The sequence below is a fragment of the Flammeovirga sp. SJP92 genome (genome assembly GCF_001583495.1).
Taxonomy (GTDB): Bacteria; Bacteroidota; Bacteroidia; order Cytophagales; family Flammeovirgaceae; genus Flammeovirga.
On sequence record NZ_LQAQ01000063.1, the window covers coordinates 183,227 to 206,799 of the forward strand.

17 protein-coding genes are annotated in these 23,573 nt (G+C 35.1%); 5 read left to right on the forward strand and 12 right to left on the reverse strand.

What is annotated here, in order from left to right; translation table 11 throughout:
• Window positions 1-3: 3 nt before the first annotated feature.
• The 5 genes from AVL50_RS16720 to AVL50_RS16745 all read right to left on the reverse strand — a co-directional run bounded on the left by AVL50_RS16720 (window position 4) and on the right by AVL50_RS16745 (window position 11,702).
• Entirely contained in the window at window positions 4-3,078 is a 3,075-nt protein-coding gene (locus AVL50_RS16720; protein ID WP_082795872.1) for a TonB-dependent receptor, read from the reverse strand.
• A gap of 730 nt (window positions 3,079-3,808) precedes the next feature.
• On the reverse strand, window positions 3,809-7,816 hold the full coding sequence (locus AVL50_RS16730; RefSeq protein WP_062617644.1) for an ATP-binding protein: 4,008 nt from the start codon (window positions 7,814-7,816) through the stop codon (window positions 3,809-3,811).
• A 360-nt stretch (window positions 7,817-8,176) separates the two neighbouring features.
• Complete coding sequence (locus AVL50_RS16735) at window positions 8,177-9,322, reverse strand: endo-1,4-beta-xylanase (protein WP_062617645.1); 1,146 nt, start codon at window positions 9,320-9,322, stop codon at window positions 8,177-8,179.
• A 304-nt stretch (window positions 9,323-9,626) separates the two neighbouring features.
• Entirely contained in the window at window positions 9,627-11,060 is a 1,434-nt protein-coding gene (locus AVL50_RS16740; protein ID WP_062617646.1) for a hypothetical protein, read from the reverse strand.
• Between the two features lie 78 nt (window positions 11,061-11,138).
• Window positions 11,139-11,702, reverse strand: coding sequence for a Crp/Fnr family transcriptional regulator (locus AVL50_RS16745; protein ID WP_062617647.1), 564 nt, complete (start codon window positions 11,700-11,702; stop codon window positions 11,139-11,141).
• A 67-nt stretch (window positions 11,703-11,769) separates the two neighbouring features.
• Between AVL50_RS16745 and AVL50_RS16750 the strand changes: the two genes are divergently transcribed.
• Both AVL50_RS16750 and AVL50_RS16755 read left to right on the forward strand, forming a co-directional pair.
• Window positions 11,770-12,567, forward strand: a complete 798-nt coding sequence (locus AVL50_RS16750) for an SDR family NAD(P)-dependent oxidoreductase (RefSeq protein ID WP_062617648.1) — start codon at window positions 11,770-11,772, stop codon at window positions 12,565-12,567.
• Window positions 12,568-12,773: 206 nt separating this feature from the next.
• A complete protein-coding gene (locus tag AVL50_RS16755) occupies window positions 12,774-15,446 on the forward strand; it encodes an alpha-amylase family glycosyl hydrolase (protein ID WP_062617649.1) in 2,673 nt (890 codons plus the stop codon).
• A 157-nt stretch (window positions 15,447-15,603) separates the two neighbouring features.
• On the opposite strand, the gene AVL50_RS16760 is transcribed toward AVL50_RS16755, so the two are convergent.
• The 6 genes from AVL50_RS16760 to AVL50_RS16785 form a co-directional block, all read right to left on the reverse strand.
• Complete coding sequence (locus tag AVL50_RS16760; RefSeq protein ID WP_062617650.1) at window positions 15,604-16,275, reverse strand: hypothetical protein; 672 nt, start codon at window positions 16,273-16,275, stop codon at window positions 15,604-15,606.
• 140 nt (window positions 16,276-16,415) lie between these two features.
• The gene (locus AVL50_RS16765) at window positions 16,416-16,967 is read right to left on the reverse strand and encodes an AraC family transcriptional regulator (RefSeq protein ID WP_062617651.1); all 552 of its coding nucleotides are present in this window, start codon (window positions 16,965-16,967) and stop codon (window positions 16,416-16,418) included.
• Between the two features lie 207 nt (window positions 16,968-17,174).
• Window positions 17,175-17,402 carry a hypothetical protein gene (locus tag AVL50_RS16770; protein WP_062617652.1) on the reverse strand — a complete coding sequence of 76 codons (228 nt, stop codon included), beginning with the start codon at window positions 17,400-17,402 and terminating at the stop codon, window positions 17,175-17,177.
• A gap of 86 nt (window positions 17,403-17,488) precedes the next feature.
• Complete coding sequence (locus AVL50_RS16775) at window positions 17,489-18,163, reverse strand: carbohydrate porin (protein ID WP_062617653.1); 675 nt, start codon at window positions 18,161-18,163, stop codon at window positions 17,489-17,491.
• Window positions 18,138-18,764, reverse strand: coding sequence for a hypothetical protein (locus AVL50_RS16780; protein ID WP_062617654.1), 627 nt, complete (start codon window positions 18,762-18,764; stop codon window positions 18,138-18,140). The genes AVL50_RS16775 and AVL50_RS16780 overlap by 26 nt, the downstream gene beginning before the upstream one ends.
• A 43-nt stretch (window positions 18,765-18,807) precedes the next feature.
• Window positions 18,808-20,127, reverse strand: a complete 1,320-nt coding sequence (locus AVL50_RS16785; RefSeq protein WP_063850762.1) for an amidohydrolase family protein — start codon at window positions 20,125-20,127, stop codon at window positions 18,808-18,810.
• Window positions 20,128-20,486: 359 nt separating this feature from the next.
• On the opposite strand from AVL50_RS16785, the gene AVL50_RS16790 reads away from it, so the two are divergent.
• From AVL50_RS16790 to AVL50_RS16800, 3 genes are all read left to right on the forward strand, one after another.
• A complete protein-coding gene (locus tag AVL50_RS16790) occupies window positions 20,487-21,059 on the forward strand; it encodes a Crp/Fnr family transcriptional regulator (protein WP_062617656.1) in 573 nt (190 codons plus the stop codon).
• Window positions 21,060-21,131: 72 nt separating this feature from the next.
• The gene (locus tag AVL50_RS16795) at window positions 21,132-21,785 is read left to right on the forward strand and encodes an MBL fold metallo-hydrolase (RefSeq protein WP_062617657.1); all 654 of its coding nucleotides are present in this window, start codon (window positions 21,132-21,134) and stop codon (window positions 21,783-21,785) included.
• A gap of 12 nt (window positions 21,786-21,797) precedes the next feature.
• Window positions 21,798-22,562 carry an MBL fold metallo-hydrolase gene (locus AVL50_RS16800; RefSeq protein ID WP_062617658.1) on the forward strand — a complete coding sequence of 255 codons (765 nt, stop codon included), beginning with the start codon at window positions 21,798-21,800 and terminating at the stop codon, window positions 22,560-22,562.
• A gap of 162 nt (window positions 22,563-22,724) precedes the next feature.
• Here the strand turns inward: AVL50_RS16800 and AVL50_RS16805 are convergent, their stop codons facing one another.
• Window positions 22,725-23,357, reverse strand: coding sequence for a hypothetical protein (locus tag AVL50_RS16805; protein ID WP_062617659.1), 633 nt, complete (start codon window positions 23,355-23,357; stop codon window positions 22,725-22,727).
• Window positions 23,358-23,573 lie beyond the last annotated feature (216 nt).

Genomic DNA, 23,573 nt, shown 5'->3' on the forward strand with positions numbered 1-23,573 from the left:
ATTCTAGAAGTTTAATTGTAAACCGCCAATGATTGTAACAGGAGTTGGGTAATTACCTCTGTCAATTCCAGTCTCTGCAGGGTTATTGCCACTTGCAGCCGCTGCACCCACTTCAGGATCTAAACCTGAGTAATTTGTAATTGTAAATAGGTTTTGACCACTCACATAGAACCTGCATCTAGAGATGTATTTTGATAATACATTCTTCGGTAAAGTATAGCCCAATGTCACGTTTTTCAATCGGATATAAGAACCGTCTTCTACAAAGCGATCTGAAGTTCTTAAGTTGTCACCCGACTCATTTAACCTTGGTACATCTGAATCTGGATTCTCAGGTGTCCATGCATTCAACATCATAGGATTGGCATTGAAGAAACGTTGACCGCCTTCCAAATACCATCTTGTAGTGTTGTAAATTTCATTGCCATAAGTACCGTTGAAGAAGATGTTCAAATCAAAGTTTTTGTAATTGAAATCCATATTCAAACCAAAAACAACATCTGGTGTAGGGTTACCAATAATGGTTCTGTCATGATGATCAATCACCCCATCAGGCACACCATCAGGTCCTGAAATATCTCTGAATTTAATGTCACCAGGAGCAGTGTTAGAGGTTTGAATTGGAGAAGTATAAATCTCTTCCCATGATCTGAAAATACCTACCGTTTGATAGCCATAGAAATGTCTTAATGGCTCTCCTTCAACACTTCTCAAAATAGATCCGTTGTTTTCGTAATAGCCTTCAAACAGTGTTTCACCACCTAAATCATTCACTCTGTTTTGCATGGTACTGATGTTCATATTGACAGCCCATTGCAATGCTTTTTCCTGATTCTTTATTCCTAAATTGAATTCAAAACCGCTTACTTGTGCTGAACCTGCATTTTTAGCTTGAGTAGCATTCACCCCACCAATCGATGACACTTGTCTTACATTGATCAAAAGGTCATCACTCTCATTTTTATAATATTCAGCCGATAAAGTCAGACGGTCTTCAAAGAATCCTAAATCCACACCTACATTGGTCATGTAAGTAGTTTCCCATTTCAAGTCTGGATTCGGCAAGTTACCTGCAGTTGTACCAAAGGCTTGATAAACGCCATTTGCTCCGCCAAATACATAGCGGTGATTTCCTGAAACAATAGAAGCTGAGTATCTGTAATCACCAATATTGTCATTACCTACTGAACCATAACTACCTCTTAGTTTTAATTGAGACATCCAGTTGGTTTCAGGGATAAATGCTTCATCCAACACATTCCAACCTAACGATAAAGAGTAAAAGCCAGCCCATCTGTTATTAGCACCAAATCTTGATGAGGCATCACGTCTATATGACGCAGCGAATAAGTATTTTCCATCATAATCATAATTCACACGACCTAAATACCCTAATTTTCCATAGCCTACTTCAAATGAACCACCTGTAAGATCTGTATTGGTTGTGTTCTTGATTTCGTTTGTGATCTCATTAAAACTAGACGTACCCGCATTCATATTTTTCTTTTCAATACGCTCTGCTACTAACACCGCATTTACATTGTGCTTTCCGAATTGACGGCTGTAATTGGCTTGACCGATCAATGTCATCATTGCATGTGAACCATATCCTTTTTCAATCAATGATCGAGTAGGGCGAGCCAATGCTGATCCATCGTCATAAGCAGGAGAGAATAATTCGTTGGTATAATTGAAGTAATCAATACCACCTTGTCCTTTGATGGAGAATCCTTGGAATAATTCTAATTCTGCTGAAAGCGTACCCATTAAATTCACTCTTCGGTTAGAAATTTCTGTGTGCTCCAATACTCTCACTGGGTTTTCTGCATCCTGACCATCCAATTGAATATCTGTACCTTGATAACCACCTAGATTGCTTGCATTGTAAACAGTAAGGTAAGGAGGCATTTTGATTGCATGTTCTAATGCTGAACGTCCTGCACTAGTTTGTTCTGGCTTTTTCTCTGTACTAGAAACCGAGAACGTCTGTGCTACTTTTAATTTTCCTTTGGTATAGTTTGAATTTGCTCTGAACATAAAACGTTCAATTCCTGTATTTTTCAACACCCCTTCTTGGTTCATATAATTACCACTGATACGGTAATTGGTGTTCTCACCACCTCCAGATAATCCAATATTATAATTCTCTATAATACCTTGCTGGAAGATTTCATTTTGCCAATTGGTATTGTACTTACTGATATCAGCATATTTAGGATTATCCAATCGTCCTTCGGCTGCATTGCCCCACATTTTAGAGTAAGCGATATAATCGTCACGTGACATTACATCATTTTGCTTTTGGACAGATTGAACACCTCTATAGCCATCAACATCAATTTTGATATCACCTGATTTACCTTTTTTGGTCGTAATCACTACTACACCATTGGCACCCTGCGCACCATAAATAGCCGTAGTAGAAGCATCTTTCAATACCGACATGGATTCAATATCCGATGGGTTCAAATCACCCAAACCTTGTACAATAATTCCATCTACAACGATCAACGGATTATTTCCACTGGTACCCATCACACCACGAATTTGTACGATAGGGTCACTACCAGGAGAACCATTATTAGTTACTGACACACCCGTGGCTCTACCTTGTAAAGCCTGATCTGCAGTATAAACAGGTGTAGAAGTAATCAGTTCTGAATCTACCGTTGCAATAGCACCCGTCACTTTGGCTCTTTCTTGAGTACCGTAACCGACTACTACAATCTCTTCGAGTTGTTTTACATCTTCGTCCAGAGAAATATTGATTTCAGCTTGGCTTCCAATAGATATTGTTTTTTCAATGTACCCGATATACTTAAAACGTAATTCAGTTTTATCTACAGGCACTTCGATTGAATAAGCTCCATCGAAATTTGTGATCGTTCCAATAGTAGTTCCTACAATAAATACATTGACGCCCGGAAGTGGCATATCGTTACTGCTATCAATAACAACACCTTTAATAATTCTAGCGTCTTGAGCATGGAGAAGTTTAGGAAATAGAAGAATGCAAAATAGAGTCATCAGGAGGCGTACCTTATTCGAAACACCTACCCTACATAAGTAATTGTTCATTTCATGTTCTATGTTAAATTCATCAGAAGCTGTATTTGTGGGTTTACAGAGAAACTTTCAAAATACAGTGAATAGTAAGAGTTAGCGCACATTAGAAGTCGAAATATTTTTAAGTAAAAGTCCTTTTCATTTTATTCATCAACTTTATAATAGTAAAAAAATATGCCTTCAATAGGCTTGTTAATTGTGTCGAAACTGTTGGCTTATTTTCTATGTCAATGACACAAAAAGAATAATAAGACCAACCAAACTAGTTATAACCAAGACCTCTAGTACTACTAATTTCCTAGAGTGAACATTTTGTTCGCTTGACTTTTTTTTCATACTGCAAGTTGTATAATTGTACTTTATACAAATAATAAAAATGAAGCTAAATCTATCAATAATGACGCTGAGAGGCCGTTTTGCAACATTTTTCACAAGGTGTGCTTCATTTATTTTAGGGGTATCACTTAAAAAAATCATTTTAAAAACGTGTTGTGAGTTAGTTGATGAATATTCGATAGATAAGTAAAGTGGTTTTTATGGTGGTTCTTGAGCCACAAGGCATTGTGGCTCTACAAGACTTCTACTTTCAAATCTACTACCAAACAAAGAAATGAAGCTATACTGTAGAGACGCAATGCCTTGCGTCTCAAGAACCATATTAAGAACCACCTTAAAGGTCTTAACACAAAAAAAAACTCGATGCACACCGAGTTCTTCTTTACAATAAATATGTTTCTTGTTGTTAATCTTCCATCTCTTTCATTTCCTGAGTAGGCAGGATATTGAAATGCTCCTTATAACATTTGGTGAAATAAGAAGGAGAAGAGAAACCAGTTTGATAGCCTACTTCACTCATATTATTATTCCCTGCCAATATCAATTTACGAGCTTGTTCTAATCGAATTCTTTTGATAAATACAGTAGCAGTGAGACCGGTCAATGCTTTTATTTTTCTATACAACTGACTTCTACTTAAATGAAATACTTCTGCCAATTGCTCTACGTTCATATTCGTATCTGAGAGGTTTTCAAAAATATAATCAGTAATGGTTTTTAAGAACTCTTGATCGACGCTAGTAGTATTTGTTTGCTCAAAACCTTCCTCTTGGTATTTACCAATAAAGCGATCAAAAATCACTTGTCTTGACTTCAATAATTGATTGATGGTAACGTGCAACAACTCCAAATCAAAAGGCTTTTGGATATACGCATCTGCACCAAGATGAATCCCTTTGATCTTATCTTCCTGATCATTTTTGGCCGTCAGAAGGATCATTGGAACATGACTGATTTTGAGGTTTGTTTTTACTTTCTCACATAATGTAAAACCATCCATATTCGGCATCATTACATCTGAAATAATAATATCTATATTCCTGCTTTCTAAGATTTCCAAAGCATTTACACCGTCTGATGCTTCCACTATTTGATAGTGTTCTTGTAATGCTTCCCTCAAGTAAGAACGTAACTCATAGTTGTCTTCAACAAGTAATACAGATTGTTTTTTGGTAGAGGAAGAAGGAGTAGTAGCCGTAGATTTATGCTTTCCTACAACCAGCACATATTTCTTTCTATTTAATGCCTCTTTATCAAAAATCTGATCTGCTGAAAGGTGGTCTTTCCCTACTGGGAAATCAAGATGGAAGGTCGTCCCCACATTTACTTTACTCTCAACTGAGATCCTTCCTTTATGTAATTCCACAAACTGTTTTACTACTTCCAAACCAACACCCGTACCTCCATAATAAGCATCTTGATGAGAATCTACTTGATAAAAACGATCGAATACTTTATCTAAATTTTCGCTTGGGATACCCGGCCCTGTATCACGGACTGAAATCCTTAAGTAATGCTCCACAAGCGAAAGATTAATATTGATTTCTCCTTCTTGATCCATCAATTTAAACGCATTTGAAAACAGATTAAAGATGATCTTCTCAATCATGCTTTCATCCAAATAGATTTTGATTTCTTTATTATAATCTCTTGTAATGGAAATTTCAATCTGTCTGCTTTCAGCCTCTTCTTCAAAGAATAAAATTGCTTCTTCAATGACTTCCTCTGGGTTGAGTAATTGAGTTTTCAAGCTAATATTCTTGGAATTCAACTTTCTAAAATCCATCAACTCATCTATAAGGTGTTTTAAGCGAAGTGCATTTCTATAAATAGAGACATTCTTTTCCCTTAATTGTTGAGTAGAAAACTGACCGGAAATCATATCAGAAATTGGATTCAAAATCAATGTCAGTGGTGTTCTAAACTCATGGGAGATGTTTGTAAAGAACTGAAGTTTCGCCTTTGTCAATTCCTCTTCCTGCAATCGTCTTTCTCGTTCACCTTTGGCTTCTTCCAAAATTTGTACTCTTGCTTTCATCAATCTATTCAAAATGAAAAGGCCACACAAGAACAATAATATGTAAGCTAAAATGGCTAGATTGGATTGGTACCAATACGGTAAGACTTTGATTTTAATCGTCTTTTCAGGCGTCCAAACACCATTATTATCCATTCCTTTTAAATGAAAAACATATTCTCCTCTTGGTAAAGAAGTATAGGTCACATTTCTGACAGCTCCTACATAATTCCATGACTTTTCAGGTCCTTCTAAATAATAAGCGAAGTCGATTTTATCTGAATATGGAAAGTCAATTCCTGTAAAATTTATCGAGAAAATGTTTTCCTCTTGTGACAGAATTATCTCCTCTCCATCCTTGATTTTCTTTTTGATTTGTTCTATATCATTCTGAAAATTAGTTTGATGTATGCTTATTGAATTAAAGAAAATTTCGGCATCACACTCTTGAGGTTGAATGATAGAAGCATTGATGTAATTTAAACCTTCAATAGTTCCAGTATAAATCATATTAGTGACTTCATCATAATCAATAGCATTATAATTAAAAGTTTCAGACACCAAACCGTCTTTTTTAGAGAAGTAACGGATAGAATCGTTCCACTTCTGAATGACCGCAATTCCGTTTTTACTAGTCAACCAAATATTACCGGCTTTATCTTCTGCAATACCACAAATCACCTTTCTATCCACCTTATTATTACTGAAGTAAGGCGATAATTCTTGTGTTTTCAAATTGTACTTAAACAACCCTGCCCCATCGGTTCCAATCCACAATTGTTGTTCTCTACTGATATATAGCGACAGTATATTATCCCCTCCCAACTGCTGATCAAGTACCTTTTGAACTTTAAATTCTTGATGATGTGTATCTATAAAAAATAGTCCTTCTGTCGTTCCCACCCACACATTATCCTGATGATCTATACAGACATTTCTCACATCTTTCGTCGACAAACTATTGGATACAAATTCCCCGTAATTAGGATAATGAATTTTACCATTTTGAGGATCAAAATAATTAACTCCTCTATCAAAAGTAGCAATCCAAACTCTTCCTTTACTGTCTTCATCAAAGAAAATCACACGGTCTGAAGACAAATCAGAGTTGTCTTTAGTATAGTTGACAAATGAGGTTTGATGTTTAGGAAGCAAGTAAATACCATTACCCCAAGTAGCGACCCAAGTCTGTCCTTTACTGTCCTTAAAAACAGATTGAACAGCATCACTTCCTAATCCTTTAATGAGATTATTTTGAAGGGTATTGATCGATGTAAATTGATTTCTCTTTTGATCGTAAACAGTTATTCCTCCCCCGTCTTGCCCAATCCAAAGCTTATTTTTTTGATTTGAAATAATACTATTGACAGATGAAGTGGCTAATGAGTTTTTATTATAAGGATCATGAATTAGATGCTTGAATTTATAAAAATTGGGATCAAACAATCCTATTCCAAACTCATAATAACCAATCAATATTTTGGATTGATCAACAGCATATAACGACCAAACTGAATTAGAGGAGAGAGAATTATTTTCTTTAGCATAACTCTCCAAATGAGTGTATTGCTTTCCGTTTTTCTGATCAAAAATAAAGATTCCATCATTTTCAGTAGCTACAAAAACGCCCCAATCACTTTCACAAAAATCCATGATACGTGTTGTAGTAATTGGGTAAACCGTCACTTCGTCTTCTTTTATGGTATAAATACCCGACTCCACTGTTCCAATCCAAAGTGTTCCATCCTCCGAAAAATATACTTTCTGAATGCTAATAGAAGAAGGTAGGTTTTGGTGTTTTACCTTCGAAAATGATTTAGAAACATAATCAAAAATAAAGAGTCCTTGATTTGTCGCTAAATAGTAATGTTTATTATTTTTTGTAGCAATTGAGGTGATTTTAAAGTACTCATCAATAGTGAGATTCAAAGGGTAAAATTCAATCTTATTCTCTTTTGATTTTATATAAATTCCTTTCGTGTTAGTGGCTAAAAGTAGCGAATGATCAGGAGTTTCGATCATTCCAAAAGTCACAACATCCGTTTTGTCATGAATCTGAATTGGTGTAAACTTGTCTTTTTGGGCATCAAAATAACTGATCCCTTTATTGGTTCCTACCCAAAGTTGTTGGTATTCATCAATAATCGAGCATCTTATAAAATTATCATTGATTTTGGACGAATCAGAAAAGGTGTAGTTGAACAATTCATAATTCAACCCATCATATCTATAAATACCATTTCCAAAAGTCCCCACCCATAAAAAGCCTTGCTGATCTTTATTGATATCTGTTATTGGCCTTCCATCGGCTTTTAAATTCAATTGAATAAAGTCGTTTTGCTGGCCGTGAACCGATAGGGATAAAAAAGTTAAAAGTAATAGTAAATAATAATTCATAAATCAGTACTGAAGTGAAGGTTATTATCTAAATGATAAAAAGTGATCACGAATTCATTTCATACTAAGTACTAGGAAAAAAATAATTAGGTGTTTCGTGCACCATAGTTAAAACTATGGGCAGGTAATACAGTAACCTAACCAAGACTAAAGTCTTGAAGGTTGAAAACGGAGGCAACACTTTAGTGTTGTCTGAGTCAATATCACCAGCCCATGACTTCAGTCATGGTGCACGATATTTTGTCCCTTTACTTTTATCCTAGTACTTATATAATTATACAGAGAATAAACTCATTTATAAAATTTCAAGTAAAATTTGATTCATTATTCATCGTGATCACCGCTTATTCTAGTAATTAATTACCCTTTTGTAGGTGAATTTGCCAATTCTAATACTGCATGATAAGCTTTCTTAGGTTGGTTGTTTCGATCAAAAAGCAAAGGATGGTCCGTTCTCCCTTCAATCGGCCAATTGTTTCTCCAAGTATGAGCGTCGTTCACTCCCCAGAACGTCACTCTTCCGATTTTCTCTTGATGCTTTAAAAGCACTTTGAAAAGGTCTACATAGTTTTGAGCTAACTTGGCCTGCATACTATCTGGAAGCGTAGAAGTATAAGGGTCAAACTCAGGTACCAACGCATATTTCTGAGAGATTTCTGCTGAAATTTCTTCCGTTGGGAACGGTAGTACAGAAATATCCAATTCTGTTAACATCACTTTTACGCCAAGTGATGCAAAATCTGTAATACTTTTTTCAAACTCAGGAATTTTCACATAATCAATACCATAATGTGCCTGCATACCGATACCGTCCACTCTGATACCTTTATCAATCAGATTCTTGACTAATTTGACAGCCTCTGCTCTTCGGTGGGGTAAAATCAAAGAATAATCGTTGTAATACAACTCCGCATCTGGGTCTGCTTCATTAGCAAATTGGAAGGCTAATTCAATAAAATCTCCACCAATAATTTGGTGCCACTTACTTTTACGAAGTCCTTCTTTATCATCAATCGCTTCGTTAACCACATCCCATGCCTGTACTCTTCCTTTGTATCTTCCAACTACGGTATGAATGTGATCTCTCATTCTTTCAATCAGTTGTTCTCTAGTTACAGTATTTCCTTCATCGTCCAAAAAAAACCAATCAGGAACTTGTGAGTGCCATACCAACGTATGACCTACAATAAACATGTTGTTTTTCTCTCCGTACTCAACGAATTGATCGGCTTCTTTGAAATTGTAAACGCCTTTAGAAGGATGTATTTCTTCAGGTTTCATACAATTTTCAGCAACTATAGAATTGTATTGTTGTTCTACTAAATCAGCGGATTGTTTGCGAACTCCATTGGTGTGATCTACATGCAAAGCAGTGCCTAAGAGAAACTTTCCTTCAAACGCTTCTTTAAGACTTGGTGTAGTAGATTCTTTTTTTGTGGATTGATTCTGACAGCTAAGGGATACCAAAAGTACTGCTAACAACAGCACATGACTAATCGTTTTCATTTTAATGAAAATTTTAAATTAAACAGTAGTCAATTTGGTTATAATAGCTTTCTTGTTTCGACACTACTATTTAGCTATTTATTTGGTTAAAGTCAAATTAATGGGAGGGATTACTTATAATTATCAACTTATTAAGCCTTTAAACTGGTTCAAGTCTTAAGCTGAAAGCGTGACTTGGACCTTCTTCTGGAAAAAGTCTGTAGACTTTTAGATTCCATAATGTACCTAAAAGTCTACAGACTTTTTACAATAACAAGCACAAGTGTCGCTTCGCTCAACACTTGCGCTAGTCTAAAGAAATTTTCTAATTGATCGTCTTCAAAATATTATCCACTTCAATTTTTAAAGGTGTTCCAGCTTTCAAATCCAACGCTAGACTTTCACTGTAATAATCTCCTTTTCCTGGAGTCATGTCTTGGTTATTGTCAATCACGAAAGTCAAATAACATTTTCCTTCATGAAGGTAAGTCAACTGAAAGTCATTTTGGCTTTTAGAGATTTCAGGGAAAAGAAGTACTTCATTCATCATTTTTTCTGCGATATAGCCGTACTCTGTTTTGAAATTCCCATTATTGTCAGTCAACGGTTCTCTTGATAAGTAAACACTGATCTTATTGTCTTTACTTAGATCTGATCTTTTGAAAGATAAATCTACTGTCGCAATATTTTCAATATCATTAATTTGAATTGGGTCTTGTGCAAGTTCTCCTAATTCGGCATAACTTTTATCCCCTGCCTGCATCATATAACTTGCTGAAGTTACCACAGGATATTGCTCTCCCCAATCTGCCAAAGGCATTCCATTTGGAAAACGTTTTACTACTTCTTTTGTTGGGAAATTATATTTTTCAGATGCTTTTTGGGCTAAATCAGAATGTAGAAGTGAGCCATTAAATTCCATGTGTTTACTAGGTTTGTTAGACCCCATTCTACTGGTGTAGGAAACCATTTTCATCTTATTATCTTTAAAACTCACCTTTACCCACATGATGTCTTTTCCACCGTAAGCATCCACAAAAAGGTATTCGTTATTAGAGGCTTCGGTTAATACAAAATAGCTTGTACGGTAGATATCGGCTAGGATTCCCCCGTTTCTGAGCATGATTGTTTTCACTCCTTTATATTCAGCGACAAAGAAAGTATTGAACAGATTTCCCATGGTTCCACCTTCAAATAAACCGTGAATTTGGGAAGTATTGATCGCTCTAAAATCAAAGGCAAACCAAGGAATCTTTTGACCTAATAGAAAAATATCTCCTACCCAATGTCCTTGCATTTTGGTCATAAAATCAAATCCTTCATTATCTATATTGATTGGGGTTATTTCTGGGGCTTTATAATACATAGTTGGTGTTTTTACAGTGTTAATTGAATTAGTATTGGCTTCTAATGGGAAATTTTTATCTGCCCATTCCTTTAACTTTAAGCGATCTTCTTTGGTCATTAAACCGCTTTGAGGCATTGGGTTCGAAGCATTGTTGATTCTATTGAGAAGACCTCTGTTTTTTACAGCTTCTACTAGATTATCATAAGTGGTAAGGTCCATTCCCGCACTTGGAGTTTCTCCCGAATGACAGTAAAAGCAATTGTTGTCTATGATCTGTTTGATATTTCCATTATAAGAAACAGCAGACAGTTGAACTTCTACATCTTGATCTTGTGTATTGATAGTTTTACAAGATTGAATTCCAATACCGATTAGTAAAGAATAGAAAAGTGATTTATTCAATAATTTCATGTTTTGTCAGGTGATGATTTAATGTATAGTTCAAAGGTATGGGGAGAAAAAATATGATTTTTTGATCTATGTCAAAAACTATTTCTGAGCTCTCAATCTACTCAAAGTCTCTTGTGAAATCCCTAAAAAAGAAGCGATCAGCCCCAGCTTTACTCTTAATTCTATTTGAGGGAAATAACTTTGCAAGACCTCATATTTTTGTTTTGCGGTGAGAAAAGACCAATTTTTTGAAATTTGATCAATGATCATCAACATCTCTTCAGAAAGCAAACGGGCGAAAGTATTGAATTCTGGAAATTCAAGAATCAGTTTTTGGTAATCCGTATAACTAATGCGGTATAACTCACAATCTTCCAAACATTCAATGGCTTCAAAACTAGGTTGCTGTGCATAGAAACTGTACCAAGCAGTGATAAAGTGGTTTTCTGTGTAGAACCAAGAACTTATCTGTTTTCCATCATGATAATAATAATTATGTAATACGCCTTTATTTATAAAATATAAATAACGAGCGGTGTTACCTTCTTCTAAGACAACATCACCTTTTTTAAAAAATACTTTTTGAAATGTATCTTGAATGACATTTTTTATTGATAGAGAGAGTGTTATTTTTTCAGATATGGTATTGAGTAGATTTTGCATGATTAGAGGTCAAAGTGAGTTATTGCTACTATATTTTTAATTAAATTAGACAAACTATAATTCAAAAATGAAAAAAACTATTCTTATTACCGGAAGTACAGATGGCATCGGTAAACTTGTCGCTCAAAAGTTAGCCACTGCGGGACATTCTGTTTTTATTCATGGCCGAAATTCAGTAAAAGTAAATTCAGTCATTGAAGCTATTCAAAAAGAAAGCCATAATGAAAATGTTGATGGTTTTGTCGCTGATTTATCAGAACTAGATCAAGTAGAGCAATTAGCGGCTGATATTTTACAAAAAGTGCATCACCTTGATGTTTTAATCAATAATGCTGGTGTTTATAAAAGTCCCCAACCAACCAACTCCAAAGGATTAGACCTCCGTTTTGTGGTCAATTATTTGGCTCCTTATCTACTTACAGAAAAACTACTCCCTATCATCAATGGAGAAGATGCACGCATTATCAATTTAAGTTCGGCCGCACAGTCTCCTGTTTCTTTTTTGGCTTTGGAAGGTAAAGAAAGTTTATCCGAAAATACCACTTATGCTCAAAGCAAACTGGCACTTACAATGTGGAGTTTTGATCTTTCAAAAAAAGTAAATGACGTTACCGTAATTGCTGTTAACCCAGGTTCTCTTTTAAACACTAGAATGGTGAAAGAAGCCTACGGGAAACACTGGTCGTCGGCAGACAAGGGAGGTTCTATTTTATTTGATTTAGCCGTAGGTGGAGAACATCAAACTCATACTGGAGAATACTTCGATAATGATGCGGGATATTATGGTAAAGCACACACAGACGCTTATAATTCGTCAAAAATCAGCACGCTTCTTTCCGTAACAGAAGCCATTTTATCAAAGTAAATGAAAGGAAAATTATTCAACATATTGCAAATTATATTGCTTGAAATGCTTTCTTAAAATATTAAAAGATTGAAAAAAAACTGCAAAAGAAAGTATTGCATTCGGTTGCGATACTTTTTTTAGTTCTTACGCTCTGAATAGTAGTCCTTTATTCATGTTTTTAACTTAACTTTAATAACACAATCTCAATATTTACACATTCGAAAATGAAAAAAAACGCGCTTATTTTTGCTTTCCTTGTGATGTCAGTCCTAGGATATGGGCAGTCATTTACAGGTCAGCAAGTAAAACAAGGCTATGCTATTTTTAGTGATGAAGTTTCCTTTATCTTTGATGAAGGCATCTACAATCAAAAACCAAACAAAGTAACCGTAACGGGGTCTTTTAGGGGATGGGACACGGATATGGACAACGAGGAATGGCAACTGAAAAAAATTGGAGGACAATGGATACTAACATTCAACAATAAAGATTTTAAGGTAATTTCTCCCCAAGCTGAATTTAAATTTAGAATCGATGAAGGCGAATGGTTAAGCCCTTCGGATGTGTCTCCCAACACTAAAGCAGGCAATTTGGTATTTATGCAGAATACTATTCTCCCAGGTCTTAAAGCAGAACTAAAAAATGAAAGACTTATATGGGCCAATGTTGTGGGTGAAAGACCTTTAGATCCAAAGGCTTATATTATCACTTCTGCAGCAGGTGACACTATCAAAGTTAAAGGTGTTTTACCAAATGAAGCAACATCAACATTGATCCTTCCTGAAACTCCTTTGGATAAAAAGAGAGTGTATTACTTACATATCCCTTCCCAAAAATTATCCGCTTTGTGTTCTTATGATGGATGGTTTAGAGAAACGTTCTCTACTAAAGAACTGGGTGCCAATATCGATGATGGCAAAACTTCAGTACGCCTTTTTGCTCCAAGAGCCACTTTAGTAAAACTTTATTTATATAAAGATAAAGATGACACTAAAGCGTATGAAGTAATTGACATGAAAGAAGATGAAGATGGCGTGTGGGAAGCTTTCTTTGATAAAGACCTTCATGGCGTGTGGTATGATTTTACGATTCACGGACACCAAGATCCGGGTAACTTATTTTATGAAACAACAAAAGCACACGTTTCTGACCCTTATACGCGTGTAAGTGATGATACATGGGGTAAATGTAGAATCTGGCACAGAACTACTCCTGCCACTCCTTTGGCAAATGGTATTCCTGCCATGGAAGATGTGATTGCTTATGAAGTACATGTACAAGATTTCACAGACCGTTTGCCGGTAGATGAAAGTATCAAAGGACGTATTCCAGCGGTTACAAAAAGAGGTTTGAAGAACTCAAAAGGGCAAAAAATTGGTTTTGATTACTTATTAGATTTAGGTATCAATGTGGTTCACTTAATGCCAATTCAAGAGTATCTGCACTACCCTACAGATGACTGGAAAGCTTCTTTTGAGAATGACGAGTACATGATCTCGCAAGGTGTAAGTGAAGAAAATTATCAATGGGGTTACAGAACTTCACACGCTATGGCGGTGGAAACAAGATACCGTACTGTAGGTAAAGAACCTGGTGAAGAGCGTAATGAGTTCAGAGATCTTGTTCAAGCATTCCATGACGAAGGTGTGGCAGTAATCATTGATATTGTACCGAACCACACTGCGGAAAACATGGATGGCAACGCTTGGATTTTCAACTTCAATGGTATTGATAAACAGTATTATTATAGAACAAAAGACCTTGAGCATATTGGTGATTACGGTAACGAGGTGAAAACTGAAAACCGTCCAATGACACAAAGATGGTTGATCGACCAATGTCAATATTATATCAAAGAATTTGGTATCGACGGTTTCCGTATCGATTTGGCAGGTCAAGTGGATCAGCAAACTTTGATTGCTTTAAAAGAGGCAATCGGTCAAGATAAAATTGTTTATGGTGAGCCTTGGATTGGTTCTAATGATCCTGAATTTGAAGCGAATCCATCATGGGATTGGTACAAAGAGGATTCTCCAATCACATTCTTCCAAGATGATTCAAGAAGCGCTTACAAAGGTCCTGTATTTAAATTGACAGATCCTTTGACTGACCGTGGATGGGCTGGCGGTAAAACGAGCGATCGTGATGCTGTAATGATGGGCTTAGAGAATTCAAATAAAGAAGATAAAACACCTAACTCTGGTATCACTTACTTGGATATCCACGATAACTTCACTTTATCAGATCAGTTTGGTGGTGAGAAGTTTGACGGCCGTACAAGCGTAGATCAAGATAACTACAAAATCGCTGTAACACTTTTATATACTTCATTGGGACCATTGGTAACCAATGGCGGTTCTGAAATTATGCGTTCAAAAGCTGATGCTCCTTTGAAAGAAGTGGTGAAAACTACGAACAAAGGATACAAAGTATACATGCACGGTTACAGAGACACGTACAATCACCGTACTGCCAATCAGTATGCTTGGGAAACTGTAGGTCAAACACCAACAGCAGGTAATACAAATGATTACAAAAACATGTTTGCATTCTGGAAAGGCATGAACGAGTTCAGACTTTCAGAATATGGTAAAGTGTTCAGAATTGCTGACAAAGCACCTGAAGGTTACTATCAGTTTATTACTCCTAAAGACGAACATCAATTGGGGTATATCGTAGACCAAAAAGTATTTGTATTGTTGAATACAGGTGATACTGAAGCTACATTCAAAAATGTTGAATTGCCAGCAGGTAATTGGAAATTAGTAGCGAACAATGATGCTGTAAATATTCAAAAAGGTGTGAAAGACCTCAAAAACCTAAAAAGTTTAAAAGGTGGATCTTCAGCAAATATTACAGTTCCTGCTGTTTCATTGAAAATTTGGGTAAAACAATAGATTGATTCTATTAAGTATTAAGTCAAAAATCTTAGTACGTTACACATATAAAACCCTTCTTTCTAATGCTTGAAAGGAGGGGTTTGTTTTTCACAAAAAAGAGTCATTCCCCGCTATACAAAAGGAATGACTCTTTATATTTTATCTCAAAGTGATTTTAGAATGAAAACTCTCCTTTGTCTATTGTGATGTATTCTTCTATTGCTTCAGAATATAACGTCAAAGAGAATGTTCCCTTGGCTAAATGCTTTTCAGCGTCATAACTTGAAATGATCAGAAAATCATTCGGTCTGCTATTACCTTCAGGCAACAAACTTGTATAGACATTTCCATTGTAATACAATGTTACAACACCACCTTGATAAATGTTATTATAAATTTCAATAGTTGTGATACCATTCTGCGGTTCCAATGTATTTGTAACTGGATTGGTAATATAAGTTGAATTTAATTTTAGATTTCTTGGCTTATAAATATTCTCTGGAATAGTGGTCCCATCATCAAAAACCACCTCTGAATCAACCGTATCTAGTTGACTATGTGCTTGCATAGATAAAAATTCGAATTGAATTTCAAGCCCATCAATATCAGGATGCATTAATTCTTTTGTATTCGTAAAGCTAATAGAATCTCTAAAAGAAGTAGATGAAAATCCGAATGAATATTGAAAATCAAATTCCACCTCTTCTCCTTGAAGTTCAAATTTAACATAGTCTTCGACTTCTGATGGTTCTTCATGTGAAATGTCTGATTCTGTTGAACATGAAAAAGCGAATAAAGTGAGTGCAACCAGTAATATCGATTGAAGTTTTATTGATTTAGTTATCATTTTTATTAAGTTAAGAGTACAGTATAGCTAAACAAAAGTATGAACTATACTTTGTTTTACATATTTCTTTTCATGAATAAATCGTTAATAATAATGTATACAGCACTATTTTAACGATATAACTTGCTCTTGATAATGCTTTACACCTTATTTCTTAATTCAGAAGGAGGGAAACCATAAGCGTCTTTAAACATCTTACTCATATACCCCACATTGGTAAAATTGAGATCCATTGAAATGGCTGTAATGCTCTTATTGGTACGGTTAATTTGTCGGTAGGCTTCTTCTATTTTTTGTTGATTATAGAATTGTAAAATGGGTTTATCAAAAATAGATTTAAACACTCGATTCAACTTAGAAATACTCATTCCATATTTAAAACTTAAGTCTGACAAGTTGGGTTGTTGAGTGAAATCGGAGAGGTATTGTTCTTTCAACTGCATCATGATTTTCAAGTCATCTTCATGAATATTTCTTTTGAAACCATTCGCTACTTTCTCCATTTTTTCACGCACCAACCCAATGATTTCTAAGGGTTTTGTAAAGAACTGAATCGGTCTTCTTCTTTTCTTATCCAAATTGAAAAATAAAGCTTTCACTAAATTTTCAATCTCTACATCCAATGGAAAGTACTTGAACCATGAAGATTCCTCATGAATCAGTTGGGTAATTTGACTGTTCTGCTTTCCCATAAACTTTTTATACAGCTCCAAAGAAAATACAATAGAAAGCCATTGACACTTTGTATCTACAGGATATTCTACTTCAAAATTCTGTTTAGAATTATAAAAAAATACACCGAGGTTGTTGAAGTCATGTTTTTGTTCATCACCAAGAAAAGAGCCAGTAAAACCAATTTTTAGAGCAAAATAAGGTTGTTCTTCCTCACTTCGACTACTTTAAAATAAAACGGGTTTTTGAAAATGTAAAGTAGAGATAGAAATATACATTTCATCTAAAAAAGTAAATGAGTGTATATCGATATCAGCCCAGCTGTTTTCAACTCTAAGGTGTTCTCCATCCCATTCTCCTTTAAGGTCTTTTGCTACTTTTTCATAAGCAACTTCTTGAGCAAGTTCGTTCCCTTCAATTATATATTGATAATCCATACTTCCGTTTTTGGTCATTATCTAATATACTAGGTTTTGGTAGGGAAAAGCAATAAATAGAAAAAGGAAAGAAACTTATCCTTCCCTTTCTTCTAAGAATATTTTTATAAAAAAACTCTAAATCTTAGTCCGAACACTGACGTAAAATCAGTATTCATATTCAAAGCTGGATTGGCTACTAATTGAACACTCGGTGTGAGTTCTGTATGATGCGTCAATTTGAATTTGTAGAAAATCTCAGAGACATATTGATCTCTCAGTTTCTGACCAAAAGTACTCTCATTTGGTCGGTTCCAGTTTAATCCGCCCCCTAAAGTATTTGGTCCCATAATATTATAAGTGAATCCTGCACTGACTGATGCTTCATAAAAACTTCCTCCATCTTTGGCCCAGCCACCTCTTACAAAAGGCATAAACTTAGTACCAATCAACCAACTTGCAGATCCGATCACACCAAAACCACTTTTTGTACCCAGAGTTTCACTAGCATCTACCTGCCAAACCATAGCATGAATATTTTTCAAGAAAGCTGATTTCATTCCGGGTGTATATCCAATTTCAAAGGTTTTTAAAGTTTCAAATTTACTGAAGAAAGTATCAAAGCTTTTCCAAAACTCAGTGGCTTTTCCGTTGATGTCAATCATACTTCCCACCAAATACACATTATCACTGACCCAAACATTCAACATCGCTCCCATAGATCCATCAGGAAACATACCACCCATGGTACCTGATCCTGTTGCAAACAAAATGTTATTGAAACTTGTCCAAGGGTGCATGTACGTCGGCCCAATCCGTCACATCCACAAAACCTGTATAGAAAACTATCTTATTATTATTAAAACTTTGTCGCCAATACAAATTGGTCATTCTCCATTTCTGATCATTGTAGACCGACTGCATAAAACCTAGAAACCCGACATCAATAGGCCCAAATTCTCTTAATGCATTATCAGTGTATTTATGTCTGTTTTCGAACTTAAAAACTAAACCACCTTCCGAAGTTCCTTTTTTATTACGTACCAAATTCCATTTACCGTACACTCTAAAAACTCCACTTGCTCCCACATTATTATTGACTGCAGATGTAGCACCCATCACTTGAGAGTTGTAATCCATATTGACCATAAAACCTGATTTCTCGTAGAATCTGTTTTTAGCATTATCCGTACTATCTAGCACATTCCAAAGGCTTGTCTTTTCCGTCTCTTTCTGATCGCTTTTTAATTGATTTTCAACAGATGCAGGACTTGTTATACTTTTTTCATTCTGACTATAACTTGAAGAGATATTGAAGAGTATCAGCATCAATAAGAAATATAGTCTTCTAGGGCTCTCCTTTATTGTTAAAGGAGAGCTTTTTTTAGTTAGGTTATTCATTTTTAATAGTATTTTGATCGATTATTTTGAAAGTAGGGATGATCTAGGGCAATATGTTCTTAAACACTTTACCATCTTTCATAATGAGTAGAAGGTTTTTCTCAGGATTAGACAACAACTTGATGTCCTCTAATGGATTTCCTTCAACAATCAACAAATCAGCATAAGCACCTTTTTCTACCACTCCTAGAGGCCCTTCTTTATAAGGATGTCTTTCACCACTTCTTTCAAATAATTCTGCATTGTTTGATGTCGCTTGCACAAGAATTTCGTAACCTGTAAAGTATTTAGATCGAGCTGTGAACTCTAAACTTTGCATTCGTTGGATATCAAGTGAACCTAAAGCATCAGTACCCCAGCTCATTTTCACACCAATTTTCTTCGCTCTTTCATAACCTGCTTCTGCACCTGCTTGCGCCACTAAATACTTCTTGGCTGCTTCACCTTTTAAACCTGCTTGTTCTGGTGTTAGGCCAAATGCAAGGAATTGTGTCGAGAAGAAAACATCATGATCCTTCATCATTTGGAATGTTTCTTCAGTGGCAAATAAACCATGCTCTACACATTGGAATCCTGCATTAATTGCATTTTGAACTCCTTCATTAGAATAAGCGTGGATAGTTGCATACGTTCCCCATTTATCGGTCTCTTTCACAATAGTTTCTAATTCTTCAATCGTATATTCAGTAACATCAATAGGATCATGAGCCCCTGTAATAGAACCACTACCAAAAGCCTTAATCTGTGCTGCACCACCTCTTAAAATATCTCTTGTCGCTTTTTGTGTTTCAGCCACTCCATCTGCAATAATGGTCCAGCCTCTTAGATACGCTTTATCGATTTGACCAGTAAAGTGAGGAGATAAATACCATTCTTTAGGATCATAATCACCATGACCAGAAGTTTGTGACAAGAATGCTCCAGAAGGTAAAATTCTTGGCCCAGGAGTGACACCTTCATCAATCAGGTGCTTTAATCCAAACGATGGTCCGCCGACATCACGAATAGTAGTAAAACCACGCATCAACATTTCTCTAGCATTGACAGCGGCCAGTACCCCAGAATACCCCTCAGGAGCTCCATACACTAAATATTCAATGTCATCATTCCACATAATGTGTGTGTGGGAATCTGTCAAACCAGGTATCAATACTTTCCCTTGTCCATCAATCACCTCACATGAATCTGCACTAATATTTTTTCCTATTTGATGTATTTTATTTCCTTGAACGAGTACATCCACCCCTTCTTTTAATTTCTCATTTTTACCATCAAAAACATTTACATTTTTGATTAATATTCTGTCTTGTGCAAATAATTGAGTACTAAGAATTAAGCACATCAGGATAAATAAATTTTTCATTTTCTTTCTTTCGTTTAATTGAATAATATCATCAAATACCATTCGATGACATTACAAAGGTCATGGTTTATGGCTCCAATCATTTAGAGAAAAAAAGCAGGTTGTTATAGATTTTCGTCAAACAGGTAAAATATTCTATTTCTGAAAAATCCCCATTTTAGGTGATATTTTAGAAGGAGAAAAATAATTAGTTTTGAATGATTTAAATTAAAAATAGAAATTAAAGTTAGAAAGCTCCAAGTGACATCGCTTGGAGTTTTTTCATTATTTCACTCTAGCATTAATGCAATTCAAAATCGATTAGAGATCACTTTTTTATCAAAGTATCATTACATTTGAATAAATAAAAAGGAATCAAAATGCCAAATTTCACACAAATCTCTAAGTTTTTCGAAACGGAATACCCCTTAAACAAAGAAGGTCTAAAAGAACTTTTCAACTCATTTCAAGTAGAAACCTATAAAAAAGGAGATTTAATACTACAAATAGGCAGTTTTGAAAATCACTTGAGGTTCCTCAATAATGGAAGTGTACGTGAGTATTATATCAGCCCCGAAAAAGAAACCAATACTTTGTTCTACACTACCCCTCAATTTATCACTGATTTCTCCGCTTTCAACAACGATACTTCAACTAGAAAAAACCAAGAAGCACTTACTAAAATTGAGTTATTAACCATAGAAAAAAGCACCTTCAGGAACTTGCTTCAAAAGTATGAATGTGGTAAATCGTTCATTGACCTTACCTTTCAGAAAATTCTTCAGAATAAAGAGCAGTTTGAGTACAACCGTGTCACAAAAACGCCAGAGGAACTCTATAAAGAATTAATGATTTACAAACCGCATTGGCTTCAAGCCATTCCTCAGTACCATATTGCTTCTTATTTAGGAGTTACACCTGAGACATTGAGTAGAATTCGTAAGCGTATCTGATTTCTTGATTTGAATCAATGGATTTGGCTTCTGTGAAATCGACATTTGTATTGTACAAAAATCAATACAATTATGAAGTTATATCCTATCAGAAAGTTACAATTAGACGGTGATATACCGATGAACTGTTATGTGCTTGACAGAAATGGAAAGTGCTTTATTATTGACCCTGGTTATCAAAAAGAAGTTATTCAAAAATATGTAGAAGAAGAAGGTCTTGAAGTGATTGGGATCTTACTGACTCATGCTCATATTGACCACATTGAAGCTTTAGACTGCTTTGATGTACCTGTTTATCTCCATGAATTAGAATATCAAATATTAATGGATGATAGCCTGAATGGCTTTGGATATTTTGGGAAACAAAAAGCTTATGATACACATTCCCTTGATATTCTAACGATCACTGAAGAAACCAAGTTATATATAGATGACTATGAAATTTCTGTAATCCTCACCCCGGGGCATACTGTGGGTGGTGTTTGCTATAAAATCGGTCATGATCTATATGTGGGAGATACACTATTTGAAGGTAGTGTCGGCCGTTGGGACAGACCTACAGCAAATCTTGCTCAGCTCAAACAATCAGTTATCCGATTAATTGACGAACAGCCTGATCATATGGTCATTCATCCAGGTCATGGACGTAGCAGTACGATTGGTACCGAGAAACAAATCAACCCATTCTATCATGAATGGAAACGTGAACTTATTCATTCATTATAAATACCTATACTCATGAAAATTCATCATATCAGAAATGCCTCAATGGTCATTGAAACCAATGACAAAGTAATTTTAGTAGACCCAATGCTAGGCAAGAAAAGCACAATGCCTCCATTTTCATTCATTCGCTTTAAAGCTCGAAAAAATCCATTAGTCGATCTTCCAAATAACATCCAACCTGTATTAGATAAAGTTACTCATTGTCTGGTCACACACCTTCACCCTGATCATTTAGATAAGGACGGCGAAGAGTTTTTAAGAAAGAATAGTATTCCTGTGATATGCAGTGTAAAAGATGAGGATGAGTTGATAAAAAGAGGTTTGAACGTTACTCAAACAGTAGATTATTGGAAAAGAAGAGACTTCTTAGGAGGAAAAATTGAAGGTATTCCAGCAAGACATGGTTATGGTTTTGTAGCTAAACCTGCCGGAAATGTAATGGGTTATTATATCGAACTACCTGATCAACCCTCTGTTTACTTGAGTTCTGATACAATTTATACAGATGCTGTTGATAAAGTATTGAAAGAATATAAACCTGAAATCAGTGTTGTAGCAGCAGGTTCTGCTCAATTTGATATATTCAAACCGTTATTGATGACTGTTGAAGATGTGATCAAATTTACGAAAAATGCTCCTGGTAAAGTGATTGCTAATCATATGGAAGCGGTGAACCATTGCCCAACAACTAAAGTTGGCCTTAGACAAAAATATACTGATCTAGGATTAATGAAGAAAAGCTTTGTTCCTGAGGATGGAGAGATGATTACGATTTAATCCTCATTCTTTAATAAGAAAAATCAGGTTAGTGAACATCTTGTGTTGACTAACCTGACTTTTTTGTTTATAAACTTCACAAATGTGAATAACTTTCTATTTTCAATATCTAAAAAAGTGAAATTCACAAAAGTTATCAACAATATCTGTTTTGACCTATTATTATTTAGAATTCAACTCTTGCGAGAAAGATATTTTAGATGTTTTAATCAATGAAGATTGTATTTCTAAAGTGACAACATCAGGATAATCATCTAAATTCAGCATTTTCTTATTCACTACCTCTATTACCTCTGAATTAGAAGTTGTCAAAATCCATTTATAGTCATCACCTAAGGCTAAAAAGATACCTGGTACACTATACTCATTTAATTTTCCTACAGAAAGTGATTTTTGTGGCTGATCCACATCACAGTAAAACCATTCTAATGTTATTTCACAACCCCAAGTTTCTGTATGAGTCTTTGATCCATTTTTTTCTGCTAAAATACTATATGGAAAATTTTCAGGTCTTGAACTCGTTTTATCATAAACACAATTCCCATCAACGTCCATTATATAAATGTTATGATTAACTGTGTAATTAAAAGTATAATTACCTGCTTTTTTAGAAAAAATATCTTTATTAATAGTAAGGTCATAACTATCTCCAAAACAATCACCATCAATGCCCTTGGTACAGTTTTCTGTTTTTACTTTTATATAATGATATTCAGCTTGTAACTCCTCTACTTGAGCAAAAGTTAAATTATGAATTAAGAAAAAAAGTAGATTGAAAGTCAAAAAATATTTCATTGCTTTAAAGTTTAAGTTGGTAGTTATCAAATACAAAACTAATTAATAATTAGAATAATATTGTTTTTGTTGTCACTTCTTAAGTTTGAGAAACAAAATATTTTTAAGACACAAAAAAAGGTTAGTCAACATCCTGTGTTAACTAACCTTCTATATTTAATGAATGTGGCGCCGACTTACTCTCCCGGGGGTTAACCCAGTACCATCAGCACGGTA